At 72.0% G+C, this 23242-nt stretch carries 21 protein-coding genes; 16 read left to right on the top strand and 5 right to left on the bottom strand.

What is annotated here, in order from left to right:
• Positions 1 to 36: 36 nt before the first annotated feature.
• Together ACG83_RS18905 and ACG83_RS18900 are read right to left on the bottom strand one after the other, a co-directional pair.
• The gene (locus ACG83_RS18905; RefSeq protein WP_054567542.1) at positions 37 to 1602 is read right to left on the bottom strand and encodes a class I adenylate-forming enzyme family protein; all 1566 of its coding nucleotides are present in this window, start codon (positions 1600 to 1602) and stop codon (positions 37 to 39) included.
• Positions 1599 to 2873 (bottom strand): amidohydrolase family protein, encoded by a 1275-nt coding sequence (locus ACG83_RS18900; RefSeq protein ID WP_054567541.1) that lies wholly within the window; start codon positions 2871 to 2873, stop codon positions 1599 to 1601. Before ACG83_RS18900 ends, ACG83_RS18905 begins: the two co-directional genes overlap by 4 nt.
• A gap of 181 nt (positions 2874 to 3054) precedes the next feature.
• Here ACG83_RS18900 and ACG83_RS18895 point away from each other — a divergent pair, with 181 nt between their 5' ends.
• From ACG83_RS18895 to ACG83_RS18840, 12 genes are all read left to right on the top strand, one after another.
• Entirely contained in the window at positions 3055 to 5223 is a 2169-nt protein-coding gene (locus ACG83_RS18895; RefSeq protein ID WP_054567540.1) for an acetate--CoA ligase family protein, read from the top strand.
• Positions 5224 to 5321: 98 nt separating this feature from the next.
• The gene (locus tag ACG83_RS18890) at positions 5322 to 5750 is read left to right on the top strand and encodes a MaoC/PaaZ C-terminal domain-containing protein (protein ID WP_054567539.1); all 429 of its coding nucleotides are present in this window, start codon (positions 5322 to 5324) and stop codon (positions 5748 to 5750) included.
• On the top strand, positions 5747 to 6154 hold the full coding sequence (locus ACG83_RS18885; protein WP_054567538.1) for a Zn-ribbon domain-containing OB-fold protein: 408 nt from the start codon (positions 5747 to 5749) through the stop codon (positions 6152 to 6154). Before ACG83_RS18890 ends, ACG83_RS18885 begins: the two co-directional genes overlap by 4 nt.
• Before the next feature lie 32 nt (positions 6155 to 6186).
• On the top strand, positions 6187 to 6675 hold the full coding sequence (locus ACG83_RS18880) for a MaoC family dehydratase N-terminal domain-containing protein (protein ID WP_054567537.1): 489 nt from the start codon (positions 6187 to 6189) through the stop codon (positions 6673 to 6675).
• A 94-nt stretch (positions 6676 to 6769) separates the two neighbouring features.
• Entirely contained in the window at positions 6770 to 8146 is a 1377-nt protein-coding gene (locus tag ACG83_RS18875) for an ABC transporter substrate-binding protein (protein WP_054567536.1), read from the top strand.
• A gap of 74 nt (positions 8147 to 8220) precedes the next feature.
• Positions 8221 to 8910, top strand: coding sequence for a TetR/AcrR family transcriptional regulator (locus ACG83_RS18870; RefSeq protein WP_054567535.1), 690 nt, complete (start codon positions 8221 to 8223; stop codon positions 8908 to 8910).
• 254 nt (positions 8911 to 9164) lie between these two features.
• A complete protein-coding gene (locus tag ACG83_RS18865) occupies positions 9165 to 10526 on the top strand; it encodes a MaoC family dehydratase N-terminal domain-containing protein (RefSeq protein WP_200931341.1) in 1362 nt (453 codons plus the stop codon).
• Positions 10523 to 11392: an enoyl-CoA hydratase/isomerase family protein gene (locus tag ACG83_RS18860; RefSeq protein ID WP_054567534.1), complete on the top strand. Its 870-nt coding sequence runs from the start codon at positions 10523 to 10525 to the stop codon at positions 11390 to 11392. The genes ACG83_RS18865 and ACG83_RS18860 overlap by 4 nt, the downstream gene beginning before the upstream one ends.
• A 105-nt stretch (positions 11393 to 11497) precedes the next feature.
• Positions 11498 to 12883 carry an acyl-CoA dehydrogenase family protein gene (locus ACG83_RS18855; RefSeq protein WP_200931340.1) on the top strand — a complete coding sequence of 462 codons (1386 nt, stop codon included), beginning with the start codon at positions 11498 to 11500 and terminating at the stop codon, positions 12881 to 12883.
• A 3-nt stretch (positions 12884 to 12886) separates the two neighbouring features.
• Positions 12887 to 13705 (top strand): enoyl-CoA hydratase/isomerase family protein, encoded by an 819-nt coding sequence (locus ACG83_RS18850; RefSeq protein WP_054567533.1) that lies wholly within the window; start codon positions 12887 to 12889, stop codon positions 13703 to 13705.
• Complete coding sequence (locus ACG83_RS18845; protein ID WP_054567532.1) at positions 13702 to 14529, top strand: enoyl-CoA hydratase/isomerase family protein; 828 nt, start codon at positions 13702 to 13704, stop codon at positions 14527 to 14529. Before ACG83_RS18850 ends, ACG83_RS18845 begins: the two co-directional genes overlap by 4 nt.
• A gap of 93 nt (positions 14530 to 14622) precedes the next feature.
• Positions 14623 to 15837, top strand: a complete 1215-nt coding sequence (locus ACG83_RS18840; RefSeq protein WP_054567531.1) for an acetyl-CoA C-acetyltransferase — start codon at positions 14623 to 14625, stop codon at positions 15835 to 15837.
• 244 nt (positions 15838 to 16081) lie between these two features.
• Here ACG83_RS18840 and ACG83_RS18835 read toward each other — a convergent pair whose 3' ends face one another.
• Positions 16082 to 17221, bottom strand: coding sequence for an acyl-CoA dehydrogenase family protein (locus ACG83_RS18835; protein WP_054567530.1), 1140 nt, complete (start codon positions 17219 to 17221; stop codon positions 16082 to 16084).
• A gap of 155 nt (positions 17222 to 17376) precedes the next feature.
• On the opposite strand from ACG83_RS18835, the gene ACG83_RS18830 reads away from it, so the two are divergent.
• Positions 17377 to 18120, top strand: coding sequence for an NIPSNAP family protein (locus ACG83_RS18830; RefSeq protein WP_054567529.1), 744 nt, complete (start codon positions 17377 to 17379; stop codon positions 18118 to 18120).
• Between the two features lie 125 nt (positions 18121 to 18245).
• A complete protein-coding gene (locus tag ACG83_RS18825; protein WP_054567528.1) occupies positions 18246 to 19670 on the top strand; it encodes a hypothetical protein in 1425 nt (474 codons plus the stop codon).
• Positions 19671 to 19870: 200 nt separating this feature from the next.
• Here the strand turns inward: ACG83_RS18825 and ACG83_RS47985 are convergent, their stop codons facing one another.
• On the bottom strand, positions 19871 to 20008 hold the full coding sequence (locus ACG83_RS47985) for an MYXO-CTERM sorting domain-containing protein (RefSeq protein ID WP_369812900.1): 138 nt from the start codon (positions 20006 to 20008) through the stop codon (positions 19871 to 19873).
• Here ACG83_RS47985 and ACG83_RS18820 point away from each other — a divergent pair.
• The gene (locus tag ACG83_RS18820) at positions 19995 to 20627 is read left to right on the top strand and encodes a GntR family transcriptional regulator (RefSeq protein WP_054567527.1); all 633 of its coding nucleotides are present in this window, start codon (positions 19995 to 19997) and stop codon (positions 20625 to 20627) included. The genes ACG83_RS47985 and ACG83_RS18820 overlap by 14 nt on opposite strands.
• Positions 20628 to 20712: 85 nt before the next feature.
• Here ACG83_RS18820 and ACG83_RS18815 read toward each other — a convergent pair whose 3' ends face one another.
• Positions 20713 to 21498 (bottom strand): FadR/GntR family transcriptional regulator, encoded by a 786-nt coding sequence (locus ACG83_RS18815; protein WP_054567526.1) that lies wholly within the window; start codon positions 21496 to 21498, stop codon positions 20713 to 20715.
• A gap of 664 nt (positions 21499 to 22162) precedes the next feature.
• On the opposite strand from ACG83_RS18815, the gene ACG83_RS18810 reads away from it, so the two are divergent.
• Positions 22163 to 23176 (top strand): zinc-binding dehydrogenase, encoded by a 1014-nt coding sequence (locus ACG83_RS18810; RefSeq protein ID WP_054567525.1) that lies wholly within the window; start codon positions 22163 to 22165, stop codon positions 23174 to 23176.
• Positions 23177 to 23242: the final 66 nt, after the last annotated feature.

The following is a 23242-nucleotide window of genomic DNA, read 5'->3' as shown; positions in this document are numbered from 1 at the left end:
CGCGTGGGACCACGGAGGCCATGCCAGCCGGGGAGCTCAGGTCTGGTGCGCGACGGCGTCGACGGTCGTCTCGGCCGCCACCTGTTCGGCGGCGCGCACCAGGTCGCCCGCTCTGACCTTGCCGACCTCGGTGCGGGGGAGCTCGTCCAGCGGCACGAACCGGACGGGGACCTTGTAGGGCAGGAGCCGCTCGCGGGCGGCGGCGCGCAGCGCGTCGGGGTCCAACGCCGCGCCGGGGCGGGGCACGACGAAGGCCCAGGGCACTTCGCCGAGCCGGTCGTCGGGCACGCCGACGACCGCGCAGTCGGCGACCTCCGGGACCAGGCGCAGCACCTCCTCGACCTCGCCGGGGAAGACCTTGAGCCCGCCGCGGTTGATCATGTCGGAGACCCGGCCCTCGATCCAGATGAAGCCGTCCGGGTCGATGCGGGCGATGTCACCGGTGCGGAACCAGCCGTCGGCGGTGAGCCGGTCGCCCAGCGCCGAGCCGTCGGCGTAGCCGGCCGACACCGCGGGGGTGCGGACATGCAGCTCACCGGGCTCGTCGACGGGAAGCTCGGCACCGTCCGCCCCGACGATCCGCGGGGTGACACCGGCGTGGGGGCGGCCGATCGAACCGAGCTTGGACTCGCCGAACTCGCGGGAGTCGGCGGCGTTCCAGCCGATGATCTCCCCGCCGATCTCGGTCTGGCCGTAGCAGTTGAGCACCATGACGCCGAAGCGGTCCCGGAACATCCGGGCCCGCAGCGGGGACAGCGGGGCGGTGATGCCCCGCACGTAGCGCAGCGGCGCCAGCGAGGTGATCGCCGGGTCGTCGGTCAGCATGTTCATCGCCGCCGGCGGGAGCACCGTCGAGCGGATCCCGTGCCGGGCCACGGCCGCGGCGAAGGCCGCCGTCGTGAACGTCGGCATGATCACGACCGGCGCCCCGACCCGGAACGCGAACAGTACGTTGTAGATGCCGGCCGACAGCGACATCGACGTCGGGATGAGGTTCGGCATCGGCGCCTTGCGCCGCGCGAGGTCGCCGGCCGCGGCGTCGCCGACCAGCTTGCGCAGCACCGGTTCCAGCAGCGCCAGGTAGCCGGAGTGCCGCAGCAGAACGGGCTTGGGCCGCCCGGTCGTGCCGGAGGTGAACTGCACGAGCGCGATGTCGGCGTCGTGGGCCGGCACGTCCGGAGCCTGGAGCGTGCCCGTCTCGTTACGCCATCCGATCGATCCGGCGGCCTCGTCGTCGACGGCCACGATCACCGGCCGGGTGGTGTCCTGGAGCCGCTCGGCCCAGGGTGCCAGGGTGACGACGGCCGCCGGCTGGACGGCATCCACCAGGTGGCCGATCTCCGCGTCGGAGCTGCGCGGGTTGAGCGGCACGTACACCGCCTCGGCCGACCACACGCCGAACATCGCGGCGACCACCTCGGCGGTGTTCGGCAGCATCACCGCGACCGGGTGGCCCGGTCGCACCCCGACCGCGCGCAGGCGCTCGGCCAACGCGTCCGAGCCGGTGCGCAGCGCCGCCCGGGTGACCACCTGCTCTTCGACGAAGACAGCGGGTGTGGTCTCGTCGTCCGGCCGTGGTTCGAGCAGGTCGACCAGCCTCATGGGCGGGTACCGCCGGCGGTCTCGGGCCCGGGAATGGTCAGCCCGAGCAGGCCGGCCGCGTTCCCCCGCGCGATCTTGTGAATGTCGGTCGCCGACAGGTGACCGAACTGGCTCGCCGCGGCGGCACGGGACCGCGGCCAGGTGCCGTCCTGGTGCGGGTAGTCGGTCTCGAAGACCACGTTGTCGATGCCGATCCGGTCGAGCAGGCCGACACCGACCGGGTCCTTGAAGAAGCAGCTGTAGACCTGCCGGCGGTAGTACGTCGACGGCGGCTCGGGGCAGTTCTGCTGGCCGTGCGCCCAGCCGCGGTGGGTGAGCCAGACGTCGTCGGCGCGGTCGAGCACGTAGGGGATCCAGCCGATCTGCGCCTCGGCGTACATCAGCTTCAGCGCCGGGTGGCGGTGCAGCACCCCGGAGAACAGGAAGTCGACCAGGCTGGCCGCGCTGTTGCCGAACAGGATGGTGGCCGCGACGGCCTCGGGTGCGTCCGCCGAGGTCTGCGGGGTCTTCGTGCCCGAGCCGATGTGCATCGACACGACCGTGCCGGTCTCGGCGCAGGCGGCGAAGAACGGGTCCCAGTACCGGGAGTGCAGGCTGGGCAGGTCCAGGTAGGCGGGCAGCTCACTGAACGCGACGGCTCGCACCCCGCGGGCGGCGTTGCGGCGCACCTCGGCGACGGCCAGGTCGACGTCCCACAGCGGCACGATGCACAGCGGGATGAGCCGGCCGCCCGAGGTGCCGCACCACTCCTCGACCATCCAGTCGTTGTAGGCCTGGACGGACAGCAGCGCCAGCTCCTTGTCCTTGCCCCACAGGAACATCTGGCCGCAGAACCGCGGGTAGTTCGGGAAGCTGAGCTGTGCCTCGACCCCGTTGAGGTCCATGTCGGCCAGCCGGTCGGGAACCTTCCAGCAGCCGGGGCGCATCTCGTCGAAGGTGATGCCGTCCATGGTCACCTCGTCGGCCGGGACGCCGGCGGCCGCGATGTAGCGCTTGAGGCTGGTGTGGCGGCCTTCGTAGACCCACCAGGCCACGTCCGGGCCCTCGGTGCCGGGTGCCTCGATGTAGCTCGACCCGACCAGCTTCACCTCGCCGGCCGGTGCGTGGACGACGTGCGGGCCGGCCTCGCGGTAGCGCTGCGGAAGCCGGGAGCTCCACACGTCGGGAGGCTCGACCACATGTGCGTCCATGTCGATGAGCCGCGGGATCCGGGCCACCGACGTCTCGTCGACCGGCTCCTGGGCCGGTGCCTGCGTCAGGTCATGCGTCATCTGATCTGTCAAGATCGCCTCGCCATGTCGACCGGTTCGCCTGCTGCTGCCTGTGCCGGGCCGGCGAAACAAGGAATCGCCTCGGCTGCAGAGAGGATAATGTATATGATATCGATAGCCAACTGTCGCAGGTCAGACGGTCTGGCCGCAGCGTTCGAGTGCGGATTCGAGGAGGTCGGCCTTGCCGGAACCAGACGTGGACTCGGCCTCGCCCGCGGCGCCGGCGCTGCGGCAGATCGACTGGTCGCGGCTGTTCTCGCCGCGGGTCGTCGCCGTCGTCGGCGCGACCGACACCGAGGGTAGCCCGCAGCGGGCCCAGTGGACACAGGTCCGCGAGCGCCTCGGCGCGCTCGGCGCCGACGTCGTCCCGGTGCACCCGAAGAAGAACGACATCCTCGGCGTTCGGGCCTATCCGTCCGTCGCCGAGCTGCCCGCGGACCCGGACGTGGTGGTCGTGCTCGTCCGTGACCCGCTGCCGGCCGTCGAGGAGGCGGTGGCCCGCGGGGCCGGCTTCGTCATCGTCTTCTCCGCCGGCTTCTCCGAGCTCGGCACCGCCGAGGGCGACGCGGCCGAGGCCCGGCTGCGTGAGCTGGCCGCGGGCTCCACCCGCATCATCGGCCCCAACACCAACCTCAACATCTTCGAGCCCTGGAAGCAGGGTTTACCTGGACGCAAGCTCGCGATCATCACGCAGTCCGGCTACCAGGGGCGGCCGATCACCCAGGGCCAGGTGCTCGGGATCGGCATCGAGATGTGGGCGACGCTGGGCAACGAGACCGACATCGAATGGGCCGACGTCGCCGGCCATCTCGCCACCCGGCCCGGCGTCGGCGCGATCGCGACCTACGTCGAGGGCTTCCAGGACGGGCGCGCGTTCATGCTGGCCGCCGACGCCTGTGTGCGGGCCGGCATCCCCATCGTCGCGATCAAGGTCGGGCGCAGCGAGGAGGGCCGGGCCATGGCCGCCGCCCACACCGGCCACCTGACCGGGCCGGATGCCGTGCACGACGCGGTGTTCGAGCAGTACGGCGTGATCCGGGTCGACGACATCGACGAGGTCATCGAGATCTCCGGCCTGTTCTGCCACGCCGGCCTGCTCCCGGGGGCCGGTGGGGTCGCCGTCTACGCGATGTCCGGTGGCACCGCGTCGCACGTCGCCGACCTGTGTGGCCTGGCGGGCGTGCCGGTGCCGCACTTCACGCCCGAGACGGTCGCCGCCCTCGGCGAGTACATCCCCTGGTACCTCAAGCGCGACAACCCGGTCGACTCCGGCGGTGTGATCACCGCGCGTCCGGAGAATCGCCGGGTACTCGAGATCATGCTCGACGACCCGAACGTGGACGTGCTGTTCGCGCCGATCACCGGCGTGTTCCCGGGCATGAGCGACGCGCTGGCCCGCGACCTGATCGCGTTGCACGAGCGCGCGCAGGCCGGGCAGGGCAAGCCGGTGGTCGCCGCCTGGACGTCGCCGATCCGCGACGACGACGCGTACCGCGCGCTGTGCGCGGCCGGTGTGCCGCTGTTCCACTCGTTCGGCGCCGCGGTGCGCGGGCTCGGCGAGCTCGGGCGGTTCTCCCGGCTGGTCCGTGAGTACCGCAGTCCGTTCACCGCGGAGGCCGAGGGCAGCGTGCCGCGGGCGTCCGCGGGGGCCACCACACGGGCGCGGGCGCTGCTGGCGACCCGCTCCGGCGCGCTCAACGAGGTCGACTCCAAGCAGCTGCTGGCGGCCTACGGCATCCCGGTGGTGACGGAGCGGCTCACCACCTCCCCGGACGAGGCGGTCGCGACCGCGACGGAGCTGGGCTTCCCGGTGGTGCTGAAGATCGCCTCCGCCGACATCGCGCACAAGTCCGACCTGGGCCTGGTGGCCGTGGGTGTCGGGGACGCCGACGAGGTGCGGGCGACCTACACCCGGCTGACGTCCACCGCCCGCTCGGCGGCCCCGGACGCCCGGATCGACGGGGTCGTCGTCGCCGAGATGGTGACCGACGCGGTCGCCGAGGTGATTCTGGGCCTGTCGCACCAGCCGCCGTTCGGCCCGACGATCACCTTCGGGCTCGGTGGTGTGTTCACCGAGGTGTTCGCCGATGTCGCCTTCGCGGTGCCGCCGTTCGACGCGGACCGGGCCCGGGCGGTCATCGAGTCCACCCGGGGCGTGCGGCTGCTACGGGGCGCGCGCGGCCGCCCGGCTGGCGACATCGACGCGCTCGTCGAGACGATCATGTGTCTGCAGGCTCTCGCCGTCGACCTCGGCGATCAGATCTCCGAGCTCGACATCAACCCGATCATGGTGCGGCCGGCCGGCCGGGGTGTCGTCGCGGTCGACGCGCTCGTGATCCCGCGCCGGTAGCCGGCCGGTCCGCCAGACTGTATTTACTATCCAATCTTCCGCTCGTCGGGCCGGGCCTGATCCGTGCCGGGGCCGGTGGAGCGCCGTCAGGAGAGCACATGGACGAAGGTGGAGTCTTCTTCGAGGATCTCGGGGAGGGTGAACAGGCACCGGCGCGCAGCCATCGGCTCACCCGCACCGACCTGGTGCGGTACGCGGGTGCGTCGCACGACTTCAACCCGATGCACCACGACGAGGTGAAGGCCCAGGCCGCGGGCATGCGCTCGGTGTTCGGCCACGGGATGTTCACCGCGGGCTTCCTGGCCACCGCGCTCACCGACTTCGTCGGCATCGGGAACCTGCGCGGCTACAAGGTCCGCTTCACCGAGCAGGCCTGGCCGGACGACATCCTGACCACCGAGATCACGGTGCGCGGCAAGGACGAGGCCACCCACCTCGTCGAGCTCGACTGCCGGGTGGTCACCGAGAAGGGTGCGGTCGTCCTCACCGGTTCGGCGGTCGCGGCACCGCGGCGGCGGTCGGCATGAGCGGCGGAGCACGATACGACCTGCCGACGATCGAGGCGGAGACCGCGCCGTGGTGGGAGGCGGCGCGCCGCGGCGAGCTGCTGGTGCGCCGGTGCGGCGGCTGCGGGCGGGCGCACCTGTACCCGCGGCCGTTCTGCCCGACCTGCTGGAGCGAGGACGTCAGCTGGGAGCAGGCCGCCGGCACCGCGACGCTCTACACCTGGTCGCAGGTCCATGCCAACGACCTCCCGCCCTTCCGGGACCGGGTTCCCTACCTCGCGGCCATCGTCGACCTCGACGAGGGACCGCGGATGGAGACCACCATCGTCGGCGTGACCGAGGCCGACCTGACCATCGGCATGCGCCTCAAGGTCGACTTCTCCGACGTCGGCGAGGTCACCCTGCCGGTGTTCCGGCCCGCCTGAACCGCGTCTCGCCTTCCCCGGGAGTTCTGATCATGAGTGCACCTGATGTGACCGGCCGCGCGCTGCGGTCGTCCACGGTCGTGGTGGAACGCGGGCAGGTGTCCGCGTTCGCCACCGCGGTCACCGACACCTCGCCCGTCTACCGGCGCCCGGACGCGGCGGCCGAGGCCGGCTTCGCCGGCATTCCCGCGCCCCCCACGTTCACCTTCGCCGCCCGCCTGCTCGCCGCCTACGAGGAGCTGAGCCCGGAGCAGCCGCCGGGCGCGGTGGATCTCACCGAGCTGATCGGCGAGCTGCGCGCGGGCGGTGGGCTGATCCTGCACGCGGAGCAGGAGTTCACCTACCACGCGCCGGTTCTCGTCGGCGCCGTCCTGACCCTCACCGGTGTTGTCGAGGACGTCCAGGTGAAGACCGGTCGCGACGACCGGCGCCGGACGTTCGTCCGGGTCCGCTCGGAGTTCCGCGACGAGGCCGGCGAGCTTGTCGTGACCGAGGTGATGACCTTGCTCCATCGGTCCTGAGCTGCTGCTGTGTCGATCCTGAGCTGGTCCGAGCCCTTTCGGTTATGAAGATCTGGTCCGTCGCGGCGGGCCTTGGAAATAAGGAGTCGCGCTGATGAGCGAGGAAAAGCCCGTGCAGTACGCGCACCGGATGTTCCCGGCGCCGATCGACCATGGGATCGCCCGGACCGACCGGGCGGTGTCGACGGTGGAGCGCGGGACGGACGCGGTCACCTACAACGACCCGCAGGGCCGCTGGTACGAGGGCGGCGGCCAGGTCGGGGAGAAGGCGGTCGAGTCGATCGTCGTCTACCCGCCGACCCGCGGCGTGGTCGGCCAGGGGGACCCGTTCGAGCCCGTCAAGATCGGCATCCTGGTCGACATGGACCTCGGCCAGTTGCTGTCGGACTGGATCGACTCGACCATCCTGGCGATCGAGGACGCGCTGAACGAGGGGGTCTACGACCGGCCGGTCGAGATCATCACCGTCGACGCGCGCGGCCTGCCGCGGGAGAACTACCGCAAGGTCCGCGAAGGCTACCTGAGCCTGGTCGAGCGAGGCTGTGTGGTGGTGCTCGGCCCGATGATCTCCGACAACTCGCTGAACCTGCAGGACGTCGTCAACGCCACCGGCGTGGCCTGCATCGGCTGGACCGGCAGCGTGAAGTTCGCGGGGGACTACTGCTTCACGGTCGCCAACGGGGACATCCCGACCGAGTCCGTGATGGGCGCCAACTGGTGCGCGCAGCAGGGATACACCAAGGTCGGTTTCTTCTGGGAGAAGGGCTCCTCCGGAGACCACTACTCGGACTACTTCCGGCTCGCCGCGCAGAACGTCGGCGTGGAGATCGTCAAGGAGGTCAGCCTCGGGCCGAACCCGCGCGGCTTCCAGGAGAAGCTGGCGACGATGCGCGAGCAGGGCGCCGAGGCGATCGTCTACATGGGCTACGGCTACTCGACGTTCCACTTCGCGGCCGCGTTCAAGGCCCTGGACTGGGACCCGCCCCGCTTCATGGGCACCGCGTTCATGTTCTACTCCAACTCCAACGCCTGGGCGGAGGGGCTGGAGGGCTGGCACGGCGTCGACCAGCTCGGTGAGGACGGCGCGAACCCGAACTACGAGGCGATGGTCCGCCGGTTCGAGGCGAGGTTCGGGCGGGTGACCCGCAACGTCGTCGTCGCGCTGGGCTACGACACGGCCCGCGCCGGCATCCACGGCATCGCGAACGCGATGATCCCCATCCCGAGCGAGGTCCGGCTCGGGCTCGAGAAGATCAAGTGGATGCCGTGCACGAACGGTGGCCCGGGCGCCTACATCACCTTCGCGCCGTACGACCACCGCGGCTACAAGGGCGACTTCCTGACGATCCGTGAGCTGCGCGGTGGCGAACTGCACTTCCGCGGCTACTACCGGCCGCAGTGGCCGTCGAACACCCACTCGCCGCTGCTGACCGCCGAGCCGAAGCCCGCGGACCCGGCCGACGCCGGCTGACGAGCGCCGGCCTAGTAGCGCCCCCCGACGCTGCGCCCCGCGCGATAGGCTCGCCGGAGCCTGGGAGGAGACGGGTGGAACCCGCGCACGAGACCGAATCCAAGACCGAGACCCAGGCCGCCGCCGGTGCACGGCGCGCGCCCTGGTCCGGCCGTGCGCCCGTTCCCGTCGACCACTCCGCGTCGCCGGTGGACCGGTCCGTCCCGGCCCGGGAGAAGATTCTCGACGCCACGGTGGCGTGTATCCGCCGCCGTGGCGTCGAGCGGACGTCGATCAGCGCGGTCGCGACGATCGCGGGGGTGTCCCGGCCGACTGTCTACGCCTACTTCGACACCCGCGAGGCGTTGGTCTCGGCGGCACTGGGCCGGGTCGGCGCGCAGATCGCCGAGCGGGTCGCCGTCACCGCGCGCGGTCGCGCCACGACGGCGGGCGAGTTCGCGGTCGAGGCGCTGGTCGCCGTCCGCCGGGAGTTCCGCGCGGAGCCGGCGCTGCGGCCGATCATGGGCATCGGCCCGGCGTGGGACGCGACCGACGCGCTGTCCGTGGAGGCGCTGGCGATCGCCAGGCCGATCATCGCGCCGGTGGTGGACTACGACCCCCGGCTCGAGCAGCATCTGGACGAGATCGTGGAGACGATCGTGCGCTGGCTGCTGTCCCTGCTCATGTTCGACAGCAGCCGGACCGGGTCGGAGCCGGTGCTGCGCGACTACCTGCGGCGGGCCGTGGTGCCGGTGATCGAGTCCATGGCGGCTGCCGGGGGCTGACCGGGCGGGGCGACCCCGGCGGGTGGCGGCCCGGCGGACTCGCGGTGAACCGCCGTCGACCTTCGCGTGCCGTGTTCCGGATGGTCGCGCAACGCGAAGCCTTGATATATACAATATCCATCATCCTTGGATGGCTGCCGGGCGGCGCTCGGCCCGTTCCCGCTGTGCCGGTCCCGGTGGCCGGCGGGTACCAGCGGGGTGAGCCGGTGATCCGACGAACGGAGGCAGCCCAGGTGAGTGCGAGGTCTTGGCAGATGGCGACCAGTACCAGCTCCGAATCCGAGCCGCAGGCCGATCCCCGGGGTGAGCCCCGGGCCGACGCCGAGGCCGCCGCCGCAACCGGTGCAGCCCCGCCGGAGCCGGCGCCGCGGCGCCCGCGCGGGGTGATCACCGACGAGGGCGTCGCCCGGCTGCGCGCGCGGATCGGCGTTCCCGAGCCGAACCCGCGGCCGCCGCACTACCGCCTGCCCGGCGCGGACGCCTTCCGGCACGTCGCCACCGCCTACGGCGACGACAACCCGCTCTACGCCGAGGAGGACTACGCCGCCGGCACCCGCTGGCAGGGCCTGATCGCCCCGCCGCCCCTGGTCGGCGGGGACACGCTGATCGGTGAGGACGAGGTCGCCGAGGTGCCGGCCGACCGGCGGGACCTGATGAAGGGCGACCCGCTGCGCGGCGTCCACGCCTTCTACTCCGCCAGCGTGCGCGAGTGGTGGGCTCCGTTGCGGCCCGGCACCCGGGTGCGCCGGCGCAACGCCCTGGTCGGCGTGCACGACAAGGTCAGCGAGTTCGCCGGGCGGGCCATCCACGAGTGGACCGGTCAGGTCTTCGCCGACGCCGCGGGCGGGCCGCTGTCGGGGCAGTACAAGATGATGATCCGTACCGAGCGCTCGAAGGCCCGCGCGCGTGGCAAGTACACCGCGATCGAGCCGGCGCCCTACACCGACGACCAGATCGCCGAGATCGAGCAGGCCGCCGCCGCCGAGACCCGCCGCGGGGCGCTGCCGCGCTACTGGGAGGACGTCGCCGTCGGGGATGAGCTCGGCCCCATGGTGAAGGGCCCGCTCACCGTCACCGACATCGTCTGCTGGCACGTCGGCATGGGCATGGGCCTGTACGGCGTGGTCCCGCTGCGGCTCGCGGTGGCGAACCGCAGGCGGATCCCGGGCTTCTACCACCGCGACGAGCTGAACATCCCCGACGTGCTGCAGCGCGTCCACTGGGATCCCGAGTACGCCCGGCGCTCCGGCAACCCGACCACCTTCGACTACGGCCGGATGCGCGAGACCTGGCTCATCCACCTGTGCACGGACTGGATGGGCGACGACGCCTGGCTGTGGAAGCTGCGCTGCGAGTTCCGGGCGTTCAACTACGTCGGCGACACCCAGTGGCTGCGCGGGACGGTGACCCGGCACTATCTCGCCGAGGGTGACCGCCCCGCCGTCGACGTCGAGCTGATCGCGACGAACCAGCGCGGCGCCGTGACCACCCCGGGGTCGGCGACCATCCTGCTGCCCAGCCGTGAGCGCGGGCCGGTGGTCCTGCCCGACCCGCCCGGCGGCGCGAACACTCTCACCGAGACGCTCGACGCCATCATCGACCGGTTCGCCGAATGAGCGGCACCGCCGACGGGCTCGTGGTCAGCGCCGAGGGCGGGGTGCTGCGCCTGCGACTGAACCGGCCGGACAAGCGCAACGCGATCGACGACGCCATGATGCGCCAGCTCATCGACGAGATCGAGGCGGCCGGCCAGGACGAGTCCGTGCGGGTGATCGTGCTGTCCGGCGCCGGGGATCATTTCTGCGGCGGCGCGGACATCATCGCCCGCAACGCGAAGCCCAGCGCCAACGGCAGCACCAGCGGCAGCGCGAGCGCCAACGGCAGCGCCAGCGGCAACGGCGGTGCGGTGGTCCGGCCGCGGGCGGGCAGCATCCAGCGGCGGCTGCCGACCACAGCCCACCGGCTCATCCCGTTGGTGCAGACGGTGCAGACGCCGGTCGTCTGCGCGGTGCGGGGCTGGGCCGCCGGGATCGGCCTGGCTCTCGCCGTCGCCGCGGACATCACCGTGACCACGGCCGACGCCACCTTCTGGGCGCCGTTCGCGGATCGTGGCTTCACCCCGGACAGCGGCCTGAGCTGGCTGCTGCAACGCCGCGTCGGGGAGGTCCGGGCCCGGCGGATGCTGCTGCTCGGCGAGAAGGTCACCGGCGCGGACGCGGCGCAGTGGGGCCTGGTCGACCGGGCTGTCCCGGCCACCGACCTGGACGGCGCCGTCGAGGAGATCGTGGCGGAGCTCGCGGGGGCCGCGACGGTCGCGGTCGGGCTCACCAAGTGGCTGCTGGCCGCCGGTGCCACCGCCGAGCTGGACGACCAGCTGCGCAACGAGGCGTTCGCGCTGGAGCTGTCATCGCGCAGCGAGGACTTCCGGGAGGGGCTCGGCGCCTTCCGGGAGAAGCGGCGCCCGCGGTTCAGCGGCCGCTAGGCACCGGACGGACCGGACCCAGGCACCCGAGCAGCAAGCACCTGAGCAGCCGGGCACCTGAACACCCGAGCACCCGAGCATTTTCCGATGGTGAAGGAGCACGAGATGGTGGAGGGCCCGCGGACGTCCACGGGCGTGGACGGGCGGCTGGAGCTCCCGCCGTCGCCGGACGCGGAGCAGGTCCGCGCCGCCGTCCAGGCGTGGGTGGCCGAGCACGTCCCGGCCGCCTGGCAGGAGGCCGGGCGCCGCGGTGGCGCCGCGGCGATCCGACTGGTGCGCTCGCGGGACGAGTACGAGCGCTGGTACCCGGTGTTCGGCCGGTCCGGGCTGGTCGCGCCCACCTGGGAGCCGGCCTACGGCGGGCTGGGCCTGGCGCCCGACCTCGCCCGCGTCGTCGACGCGGAGCTGCGTCCGTTCAACCTGGGCCGGCTCAACCCGCTCGGCCTGTCGAACGCGGCACCGGCCCTGTTCGCGCACGGCACCGAGGAGCAGCGGCTGCGGTTCCTGCCGCCGATCGTGCGCAACGAGGAGTTCTGGTGCCAGCTGTTCTCCGAGCCCGGCGCCGGCTCCGATCTCGCGTCGCTCGCGACCAGGGCGGTCCGCGAGGGTGACTCGTGGATCATCACCGGCCAGAAGGTCTGGACGACCTGGGGCTTCCGCGCCGACTACGGCGTGCTGCTGGCCCGCACCGATCCGGACGTCCCCAAGCGGGCCGGGATCACCTACTTCCTGCTGGACATGCACCAGCCGGGGGTGGACGTCCGACCGCTGCGGCACATCACCGGCGAGGTCGACTTCTGCGAGGTCTTCCTGGACGAGGCCGTCGTCCCCGACAGCCAGCGGATCGGCCGGGTCGGCGACGGCTGGCGGGTGGCGGGCGCGACGCTGTCCGGTGAGCGGCAGATGGTGTCGGGCGCGGGGTCGGGCGGTGTGGACCGCATCGGCGGCTCGGGTATCGCCAGCCTGATCCGGCTGGCCCGCAAGGTCAGCGCGCAGGGCCTGCCGGGTGGCTGGGACGACCCGGTGATGCGCCAGGAGATCGTGAAGCTCTACACCGAGGAACGGATCCGGGGCTGGACGAACGAGCGGGTGCGCCAGCGGCTGCGGGCCGGCCTGGCGCCGGGGCCGGAGAGCTCGATCGGCAAGGTGCAGCAGGGCACGCTCAACCAGCGCATGCAGGCGCTCGCCGTCGAGATCCTCGGGGCGTCCGGCGCGGCCTGGGAGAGCCCGGCCGTCCAGGCGGCGCCCGCCGCCGGTGCCGCGCATGCCGACAACGGCGCCGGATCTGGCACCGATGCCGATGCGGTCGCGGCCCAGTACGCGGAGTCGCTCATCCACGAGGTGCGGGGCATGCTCCGCAGCCGCGCGAACACCATCGAGGGAGGCACCACCGAGGTGAACAAGAACATCCTCGCCGAGCGTGTGCTCGGCCTGCCCCGCGAGCCCGACCCGTACCAGGGCAAGCCCTGGCGCGACGTCCCCCGGAGCTGACGGGTGTCGTCGGGGCTGCTGGTGGAGCGGCACGGGCCGGTGGGCTGGCTCGTGTTCGACCGGCCCGAGGTCGGCAACGCCATGGACGCCGCCATGCTCTCGGCGCTGCCGGCGGCCTGGGCCGAGCTGGACGCGGATCCGGCGGTCCGGGTCATCGTCAACACCGGGGCCGGTGAGCGTTTCCAGACCGGGCTGGACGTGGTCCAGCTGAGCCGTGACCCGGCGGCGCTGCGGGAGCACTCGCGGCAGACCCGCCGAGCCGAGCTGAAGATCACCGCGTGGCACACGAAGGTCGCGAAGCCCGTCATCGCCGCGGTGAACGGGCTGTGCGCCGGCGGCGGCCTGCACTTCGTCGCCGACGCCGACATCGTGATCGCCGACGCCGACGCCGAGTTCACCGACCCGCATGTGTCGGTCGGGCAGGCGACGGCGTTCGAGGGGATCGCGCTGAGCCGGCGGATGGCCGCGGAGACCATCGCCCGGATGGCGCTGGCCGGCCGGCACGAGCGGATCGGTGCCGCCCGCGCCTACCAGCTAGGCATGATCAGCGAGATCGTCGATCCGCCCGAGCGGCTGCGGGAGCGGGCGCAGGAGCTCGCCGAGACCATCGCCCGCAACTCGCCGGCCGCGATGGCGGCGACGAAGCGGGCGCTGTGGGGTGCGCTGGAGTCCGGCCTGTCCGACGCCTGCGTCACCGGCGCGGCCGAGCTGATGGGCATGTGGGGCCATCCCGACCAGCTGGAAGGCCCAGCGGCCTTCGCCGAGCGACGTGAGCCGCGGTGGGCCGAGCCCGGACCGCCCGTGAGAGAGGCACATCGGTGAGCTATTCGTCCTACGAGACCCTGATCGTGGAGCGTCGCGGGCCGGTCGGCTGGTTGATCAACAACCGGCCGCGCCAGCTGAACGCGATGAGCAGCCGGATGCGGGACGAGTTCGCCACGGCGTGGACCGAGCTCGACGCCGACCCGGCGGTCAAGGTGATCGTCCACACCGGTGAGGGGCGGGCGTTCCAGACCGGCGTGGACATGACCGAGCTCGCCACCGACGGGCTGGGCATGGAGCGCTACCGCGAGTCCGTCGAGAAGCTGGACCTGCACTTCACCGCCTGGCACCAGAAGGTGCGCAAGCCGGTGATCGCCGCCGTGAACGGCCTGTGCGCCGGCGGCGGGTTCCACTTCGTGGCGGACGCCGACATCGTTCTCGCGTCCACCGACGCCCAGTTCTTCGACCCGCACGTGTCAGCCGGCCAGGTGGTGGCGTTCGAGAACATCGCGCTGCTGCGCAAGATGCCGTTCGAGCCGGTGATGCGGATGGCGCTGGTCGGGCGGTTCGAGCGGATGTCGGCGCAGCGGGCCTACGAGCTCGGCATGGTCAGCGAGCTCGTCGAGCCCGAGCGGCTGCGGGAGCGGGCCGGCGAACTGGCCGAGACCGTCGCGCGCAACTCGCCGGCCGCGATGGCGGCGACGAAACGGGCGCTGTGGGGCGCACTGGAGAGCGGCCTGACCGACGCCTGCCGCAACGGCGCCGACGAGCTGGTCTCCGTGTGGGGGCATCCCGACCAGACGGAAGGCCCGCAGGCCTTCGTGGAGAAGCGCGAGCCGCGCTGGGTGGAACTCGCGCCGCAGACCCCGCCCGTGGGTGAATAGCCCGGACGGCCCGCGTACGCGCCCTGGGCGGCGTGCGCGGGGGCGGGCAGGTCAGCGGATGGACGGCGGCGTGAGTGATCGGGATGGTGTGTGATGCGTGAAGCGGTGATCTGCGAGCCGGTGCGAACCGCGGTCGGCCGCTACGGCGGTGCGCTGCAGCCGCTGAGCGCGCACGCGCTCGGCGCGGCCGTCGTGCGCGGGCTGCTGGAGCGGACGGGTCTGGGCTCGGCCGACATCGACGATGTGGTGTTCGGCTCCTGCTACCCGACGATGGAGGCCCCGGCACTGGGCCGCGTCGTCGCGCTGGACGCCGGCCTGGACATCACCGTCCCCGGCCTGCAGCTCGACCGCAGGTGCGGATCGGGAGTCCAGGCGATGGCCCTGGCCGCGATGCAGGTGCAGACCGGCGTCGCCGAAGTGGTCATCGCCGGCGGCGCGGAGAGCATGAGCAACGCGGCCTTCTACTCCACCGAGCTGCGGTGGGGCGCGCGCGGCGGCAACCTGACCCTGCACGACGCGCTCGCCCGCGGGCGGGTCACCGCCGGTGGCGAGAACCATCCGGTACCCGGCGGGATGATCGAGACGGCGGAGAACCTGCGGCGCGAGTACGGGATCCCGCGGGCCGAGCAGGACGAGTTCGCGTTGCGCTCGCACCAGCGGGCCGTCGCCGCGCAGGCCGCGGGCCGGTTCGCCGAGGAGATCATCCCCGTCTCCGTGCCGAAGCGCGGCGGAGCGACGGTGGTGGACACCGACGAGCATCCTCGCGCGGACACCACCCTCGAGTCACTGGCCCGGCTGCGGCCGGTGATGGGCCGCACCGACCCGGAGTCGACCGTCACCGCCGGGAACTCCAGCGGGCAGAACGACGGGGCGTCGGCGTGTGTGGTGACGCACCCGGAGGCGGCCGAGCGGCTTGGGCTGCGTCCGCTGGCCCGTCTGGTGAGCTGGGCCGCCGCCGGTGTGGAACCGTCGCGGATGGGCATCGGACCGGTGCCGGCGACCGCCAAGGCACTGGAGCGCGCCGGCCTGAAGCTCTCGGACATCGATCTGATCGAGCTGAACGAGGCCTTCGCGGCGCAGGTGCTGGCCTGCACCCGCGAGTGGGGGTTCGGCGCCGCGGACTGGGACCGTTTCAACGTGAACGGCTCCGGGATCTCGCTCGGGCACCCGGTCGCCGCGACCGGCGGGCGGATCCTCGCGACGCTGCTGCACGAGATGCACCGCCGTGAGGTCCGCTACGGGCTGGAAACCCTGTGCATCGGCGGCGGGCAGGGCATCACCGCGGTCTTCGAGCGCATCCCCGCCTAGCGCCTAGCGCCTAGCGTCTGGCGTCTGGCGTCTGGCGTCTGGCGTCTGGCGCCTGTCGTCCGGCGTCTGGCGCGCGGCGCGGCTCCGCTGCTGCGGAGCAAGATCTGAGGATGATGGTTGCTGGAACGACCGAGATCCTCAGATCTTCGCGCTCGCCCGGTCGAAACCAGAGGTTCAGCCGCGTTGGTGGAGCGTGAGCTTCACCAACGCGGCGGCGTGCCGTCCGCTCACACGGGGGGCCCGCTCATTCGGGGATGAGCTGGGCGACCCGCTCCCGGTGGTAGGCCGGGTCCCCGAACATCAACCGTGCACTGGACGCCCGCTTGAAGTACAGGTGGGCCGGGTGCTCCCAGGTGAAGCCGATGCCCCCGTGGATCTGGATGTTCTCCGACGCGGCGTGCAGGTGGGCCTCCGTGCAGTAGGCGGCCGCGAGGCTCGCCAGCAGCGGCAGCTCCGGGTCGTCGGTCGCGGCGGCCGCCGCGGCCGCGTAGGCGGCCGAACGGGCCGACTCGACCTCGATCAGGACGTCCGCGCACTTGTGCTTGATCGACTGGAAGGAGCCGACGGGCCGGCCGAACTGGAACCGGGAGCGGGCGTAGTCCACCGCCATGTCCAGGGCCCGGGCCGCGCCGCCGACCTGCTCCGCCGCGAGCGCGACCAGAACACGCTGGTAGGTGCCCTCGACCGCGGCCCACCCGGCTCCCTCGGCGCCGATCAGCCGGGCCTCGACACCGTCGAGGTCGATGCGGGCCTGCTTCCGGGTCTGGTCGAGGGTCGCCAGCGGGGTGCGCCGCAACCCACCGGCTGTGCCGGCGGTCGCGGCGTCGACGGCGAACAGGCCGACACCGCGCTCGGTGCGCGCGGCGACGAGGATCAGGTCCGCGGCGCAGCCGTCGAGCACGAACATCTTGGTGCCGTCGAGGCGCCAGCCGGCTGCGCCGTCACCGTCACCGGTGCGGGTCGCGCGGGTCTGGACGGAGGCCTCCTCCCAGCGCCCGCCGCGCTCGGCGACGGCGACGGTGGCCACGGTCTGGCCGGAGGCGATCGCGGGCAGCAGGTCCGCGCTGGCCGCGGCGTCCCCGATGAGCAGGATCGCCTGGCCCGCCGCGACGGTGGCCAGGAACGGGCCGCCGTACAGGGCCCGGCCCATCTCCTCGAACACCACCGCCAGTTCGGTGAAGCCGTGGTCGGCGCCGCCGTACTCCTCCGGAATGGCGAGCCCGAGCAGGCCGAGCTGCTCGGCCAGGACCGACCACGCGGTGCGGTCGAATTCCTCGGCGGCGCCCAGGTACGCCCGGACCGCGCTCTCCCCGGTGGTGTCGTCGAGGAACGACCGGACCGCTGAGCGTAGTTCTTCGAGTTCCGTGCTGAACGACGAGGTCATCGAACCTCCCGAATGTTCGGTGTCGCCGGACGGCCAAGGTGGCCGGTGGTTATCGCGAAAACGGTACTAGCCATCAGAACAGGACACCAGTTATTCTGTCGGAACCGTCTGATGCATGCTTTGGCCCCGTTCGGGAGGCCGGGAGGGCGTGATCCGTGAATACCAAGGTCTACACGCACGAGTTCATTGATATCAAGGGTTCGAACAGGGCCCGTTACGTCCACCACATGACGGCGAACTGGAGCCCGATCGCGCAGGAGGAGCGTAATCAGCTCTGCTACGGGGTCTGGGGCGTCGTCGGCACGACGGGCCGGTGGCCGCAGGTCGTGAACCTGTGGGAGGAGGACGGCTTCGACGGGCTGGCCGCCGGCCTGCAGCATGAGACGTCCAGCGCCACGTTCCAGGACCCGAAGCTCGAGAAATGGTGGCTGGAGGCGGCCGAGTACCGCAGCGGCGGATTCGACCGGATCCTCGTTCCGGCCCCCTGGACCCGCACCATTTCCGAGCTCTGTGCCGACGGTGTGCGTGGCGAGCTGTACGCGCATGAAATGATCAGGGTGCCGCGGGGCACTGCACCGGAATTCCTCTCCGTGGTCGCGGAGGAGGCGATCCCGCGTTATACCGAACATGGGTGGCAGCTGGTCGGAGCATTCCACACGGCCATGGCGGATGATGCCGAATGCGTGCTGCTTTGGGCTATTCCGAGCTGGGCGGAGTGGGCCGACCTCGAAAAGGCCACGCTGGACCGGAGCTCGGGCGCGGGCCAATGGCACCGCCGGCTGCTGGATGCCAGCGAGTCGCGACACAGGTTCCTCATGCGGGATGCTCCGCTGTCACCGCTGCGGATCGGTCGGCAGCCGAGCCGGGCGGATCGGGAGGAAGGGTGGCAGGATCTGTGACGTCTTGTTGATCGTGGTTCCTCCCCTGGCTGGAGCTCGCCGGTGCCCGCCCGGCGTCCCGGACTGGGTGTGCCCTCGGCACTGATTTTGTATAAATTATCCTAGCAGCGATCGGTGGAGGTGGCATGGCACTGATGGATCTGCTCGCACGGCTGGGTGTCGGTGTCCTGGCCTGCACGCCTGGCGGGCCGCCGCTCGGGGGCGGCGGCGAGGTCGCATGCCTGGATGCTCCCGATCTGCCGAGCGCGCTGCTCGTCGCGGAGGCCGAAGGCACGATGGGCGGCGGCCTCGGGGCGGTGCTCGACGGCGATGTGCTCACCCTGGTGTCGCGCCCCGTCACAGCGGCGGCGCGGCCCACGCCGGTCTCCACATCGGCGGATGTCGTCGCCGAGGTTGCCGAGGCCCGCCGGCGAGGCCTGGGTGTGATCGCCGTCCGGCTCGGATTCGACCCGGCCGCGCCACCCCAGCCGCTCGTACCATCGGCAGGGGCCGTACTTCCCGCGTCGGCCGCGTCATCCGCGGCGGGCGGCGCGTCCGCGGACCACCCCGGCGTGCCGCGGCTGTGGGCCGACCCCGGTCTCGCGGCCCGTTTCCCGGCCGGTGCTGGCGCCGTCAGCTCCGACGACGCGGGCGCTGTGCCGCCGGTCGATCTCATCCTCGCGGGCCGGGGCGTGATCCGGTCCGGTGCCGTCGAGCAGTTGCGGGCGTTCGCCGAGCGCACCGGCCTGGGTGTGCTGAACACCTTCACGGCCAAAGGCCTGTTCCGCTGGGACAGTCCCTTCCACCTGGGGACCGGTGGCCTGCAGGAACTCGACCTGGCGCTCGCCGGCGCCAGCGGTTCCGGGCTCGTCGTCGCCGTGGGGCTCGACGCCGACGAGTGGCCGACAGACCTGCTGCGGGCCGCGGGCGTGCGGCTGGATCAGATCCTCGAGCTGGCACCGGAGGAGCTGATGGGCGCCCCGGCCGCGCTGCGCCCACGCGGCGGGGCCGGCGTCCAGGCCGGCGGCGAGCGTCCGCGGCTCTACCGGGAGCTGGCCGCGGTCGTGCAGCCGCTTTACCAGCAGACCGCCGCGCCGCTGAACCCCGCGCGGGCCGCCGCCGACATCGCCGAGATGCTGCCGGACGGCGCCGCCGTCTGGACGCAGCCCGGCCATGCCGCGCTCTGGGTCGCCCGGGCGCTGCCGACGACCCGGCTCGGCAGTGTCCGGGTGCCACCGGTCGGCTCGGCGGGCGTGGCGCTGGCCGGTGCGCTCGGCGCGGCGTCCCGGCCGGGCGGGTCCGCCGTAGCCGTGGTCGACGCCCTGCCCACGACCGGAGTGGCCGGCACACTGCTTGACCGGGCGGCTGGTGCCCCAGGAACGATCGTGGTCGAGATCTGGGGCGATGGCGGCGATCTGCGCTCGGCGCAGGAACACCGTGATCGGCTCGCGGCGGCGCTGGCGAAGCCCGGCGTGCATGTGATCGAGGTTCCGGTCGACTTCTCGGCGACCGCGGAGCTGGTTGGTGTGGCCGGCCCGCCGCTCGCCTGGCCCGGCCGGCTACCCGGGTGACCGGCCGGCCGGGGGCCGTACCGCCCTGTCCAGCCTCACCGGATCTTCCGGTGTCCGTCTGTGTCTCAGCTTTGTCTCCGACCGGTGCGGATCGGCGCTGACCAGCGTGGGCCTGGGCCGGTGCGGTGCGTAGCTTGGATACGATTGGCAGGCTGTCTCAGTCTTGCGCTGGGCGGCATGGAGAGATCCGGTGCCTGGCGTCAGCGCCGGATGACGAGAAGGAGCCCCCCGATACCTGCCCATGGCCGAGTCCCGTCGGCGCCCGTCGCGGAACATGCGTCCGGCCGCCGCCCGGCGATTGATCGCCGCAGCAGCGGTGCCCAGGTGGCGGAGCACATCCGCAACCTGATTTTCTCGGGCGTGCTGCGCCAGGGTGATCATGTGCGCCAGGACGAGATCGCCGAGGAGCTCGGCGTGAGCCGGATTCCGGTGCGGGAGGCGATCATCGTCCTCGACCGTGAGGGCTGGGTGACCAACGAGCTGCACCGCGGCGCCTTCGTGCACGGTCTGGACGAGAACTCGGTCCGTGACCACTACGGCATCCTCGGCATGCTCTACGGGTTCGCGGCGGCGCGTGCGACCGAGCGTGGCGATGACGAGGGCATCGGCCGGTTGCGGACGGCGGAGCGTACGCTGCACGCGGCGACCGACCCGGAGGTGGTGCTCGACGCGAACGAGGTGTTTCTCCGGCAGATCTTCGCACTGGCGGCCTCGCCCCGGCTCAAGGCGATGAGCCGCCTGATGATGGGCATCGTGCCGGGGAACTTCTTCGCGCTCGTCCCGGGCACGATCACGCCGCAGAAGAAGGGCATCTCAGCTGTCTACCGGGCGGTGAAGGCGCGGGACGGCGCGAGTGCCGAAGCGGCGTTCGTCGCGTTGCTCGAACAGCACGGAGAACGCGTCGTCACCATGCTGAGGACCCGTAACATCCTCTGGGCCCCCGACGGCACGTCGTAGCGTTCTCGACCGCGATCGTTCTCGGCCGCGCGAACGGCCGTGGCCACCGACCCGGCACTCGCTGAGCCTTCTCCGCGGAGAAGGCTCAGTACTCGTGCTGCATCAGGTCGATCACGGTCTTCGCGCGGTGAGCCAGCAGGACCCGCCCGACGACCGCCATGTGCTCCGCCCAGTGCCTCTCGGCCGCCGAGGCGTCACCGGCCTCCACGAGTGCGGCGAGACGGGCCTGGGAACGAAGGCCGCGCAGGCGCGTCTCCTCCGACTCCAGCGGGTCCCCACCGTCCTCCGGGTGGCTCACCGCGGCGACGGCGCGTGCGACGATCTCGTTGAGCATCTCCGCGACGATGCCCAGCGTCTGGTTCCCGGCCAGTTCGACCAGCCGGGCATGGAACCGCGAGTTGGCCTGACCGAACCGCTCCGGATCGTCGATGACCTCGAGCTGCTCGGCGGTCAGCCGGCGCAGCTCGGTGGCGGCTTCCTGATGGCTGTCGGAGCCGGCGACGATCTGGGCGGCGAAGCGTTCGAGCGTGCTGCGCGCCTCGTACACGTCCGCCAGCGGGACGTCGCGTGCCTGCAGGACCAGGGCGGCCGTGCGGGCGGTCATCCGATGGTTGGGCCGGTGCGCCACGATGCCGCCGAGGACACCGCGCTTGACCGAGATCAGGCCCTCGGCCTCGAGGATGCGCAGTGCCTCGCGCAGTGACGGGCGGGAGACACCGAAACGGGCGACCAGGTCTGGTTCGTGCCCGAGGGACTCGCCGTCCGCCAGCTCGCCCTGGATGATGAGCCGCCGCAGCTCGTCGGCGATGCGCTGCGGCTTCTCCCGCGGCACCACCCGCTCGCGGTTGCGTGCTCTCCTCGGCTCGTCCACCCTCGTCGACCTTCTCTGCGTCGGCCGCTTCGGCGGCCGAGGTGGTCCATCCGCACGGCGCGCGATCAACGCGTACGGTGCGCGATCAACGCACCGCTGTGGTCCGGCACCACGAGGCGGGCGAGTTCTTGCAGTTGATAACCCTACCTGCCGGCGGTACCCAACCCTGCCCGGTGGGCGGCGACGCCGCCCGGCCGGTGTGGGACCGAGGCACCCGAGGGTGGTCCGGGCCGCCGCGGACCGGGACATGCCGCCCGCGTGGCCAGGCGACGTCCGAGCAGGGAAACAGTGGGTTAAATCGGGTGAAACGGGCAAGTTGGACGATGGTCCACGGCTGCGCCCCGGATTGCGGGACAATGCGACGAGAATGCCCGGGGCCGGTCGTCGCAGCTGATCCGGAGAAAAGGGTTCGGTGCGTTGATGCACACCGCCGGGCCGGACGGGGACCTGCGCGCCCGGCGTGGCGGCGGAGATGGAATCATCCAGGTACCTGGTCCCACGAAGGGCCGATGGCCTGTTGCCGCACTACGTCCTGTTGGGGAATTGTCGTCTGCTGAGAGGGTGCGATTCATGCGGTCACCGCAGTGAACGGACCCTGGCGAACGGGCTCGGCCGGCTACGGCACATACCTGCCACCTCGACGAAGATTCGGAGGAAGATATCCGTGGACCTGATGCGGGCGGCCCGCCTCCACGTCCCCAGCCGCACCCTGACGATCGAGGACGTCCCCAGGCCGGTGCCCGGGCCCTGGCAGGTGCTGGTGAAGGTCGCGGCGGCCGGGGTGTGCATGTCGGACGTCCACCTCATCGACGGATCGCTCGGCCGGCCGCGGCATCTCGCCGAGGACACCGTCACGATCGGGCACGAGGTCGCGGGCACGATCGCGGAGCTCGGGCCCGAGGTCGGCGGATGGTCCATCGGCCAGCGGGTCGTCCTGCAGGCCGGCGAGATCAGGGACGGCGAGACCTACACCCGCGGTGTCGACTACGACGGCGGCTGGGCCGACTACGCGCTGGCCAGCGTCGACTCGATCTTCGCCCTGCCGGACTCGATCCCCTTCGAGCAGGCCGCCATCATTCCGGACGCCGTCTCCACCCCCTGGAGCGCGATCGTCAACACCGCGCAGGTCCGCCCTGGCGAGGCGGCCGGCGTGTGGGGTGTGGGCGGTCTGGGCTCGCACGCGATCCAGTTGCTCCGGGCCGTGTGCGCCTATCCGCTCGTGGCGGTCGATCCGGTGCCGGGCGCGCGGGCACGGGCACTGGAGCTCGGCGCCGATCTCGCCCTCGATCCCCGCGACCCGACGCTCAAGGACCAGATCCTCTTCCTCACCGAGGGCGCCGGGCTGAACGCGGCCTTCGACTTCGCCGGGGTTGCCTCGGTCTACGACCAGGTGCTGGGCGTGCTCGCGGAGGAGGGCCGCCTGGTGGTCGTCGGGCTGTCCGGCCGGCCCCTGACACTGCGGGACAGCACGACCTTCAGCTACCGCAAGCACCGGATCATGGGGCACTTCGGCTCGGGCGACGACGTCGTGCCGCGGCTGGTCGACCTGGTCGACCACGGCCGGCTCGACTTCTCCCGCTCCATCACCGACGTCCTGCCGCTGGGCAAGGCGAGCGTCGCGGTCCGGCGCATGCACACCAAGGAGGGAAACCCGCTGCGCCTGATCCTGGCTCCCTGAGGCGAAACCGCGGCCAGCCTGCGGACCAGTCGGTCAGTGGCTGGCCGGTCAGTGGCTGGTCGTTCA

This window comes from Frankia sp. R43, assembly GCF_001306465.1.
GTDB classification, from domain to species: domain Bacteria; phylum Actinomycetota; class Actinomycetes; order Frankiales; family Frankiaceae; genus Parafrankia; species Parafrankia irregularis.
This window is presented reverse-complemented; position numbering and strand designations above follow the sequence as displayed.